The following is a 611-nucleotide window of genomic DNA, read 5'->3' as shown; positions in this document are numbered from 1 at the left end:
AGTCCGGTACCCCGATCCCGTGGAGCACGCTGCCGCGGTGTGCGAACTGGACGGTGACCGCGAGGGCGAGCACTCCACCCAGGAGGCAGACTCCGATGACGAGGCGGACGATCGGATCCCGCAGGCCGGCCCATGCGGGACCGGCCGCCCGGGTGCTACCCGGACGGCCGGCTCCCACCGGGTCCACGCTCACGTCTGGGGCAGCCAGGCCCACGACCGGGCATCCCAGGACCGGGCGTCCCAGGACCGGGCGTCCCACGACCGGGCATCCCAGGACCGCGCGTTCCACACGACCTCGTCCCAGGACCGGGCATCCCAGGACCGGGCGTCCCACGACCGCGCCGCCCACGCACGAGCCGCCCACTCGGGTCCGGCGCCGTCCCAGGACCGCGCGTCCCAGGACCGGGCTATCCACGCCTGGGTCGCGGGGTCGAGCTGCGCCCACGAGCGCGCCGCCCAGTCGCGGGAGGCCTGGCTCAGCTTCTGCCACTGGACCTCCGCGGCGGCGGCGTCCCGGTTGAGGAGGGCGTTCTCCAGCGCGATCCAGACCTTCGCGTCGCGGGCGAGCAGGGCGTTGTCCCGCTCGTACCGCTCCTGCCCCGGGGAGGTCG

The 611-nt window shown here is 75.3% G+C and carries 1 pseudogene; it reads right to left on the bottom strand.

Annotation, left to right across the window (positions count from 1 at the left end):
• Positions 1–189 precede the first annotated feature (189 nt).
• Positions 190–611: pseudogene (locus HC031_RS34200) on the bottom strand (hypothetical protein); the annotation flags it as partial.

This window comes from Planosporangium thailandense (assembly GCF_011947195.1).
Lineage (GTDB): Bacteria > Actinomycetota > Actinomycetes > Mycobacteriales > Micromonosporaceae > Planosporangium > Planosporangium thailandense.
Note: the sequence above shows the minus strand (reverse complement) of the source record. Positions and strands in the feature narration are given on the sequence as shown.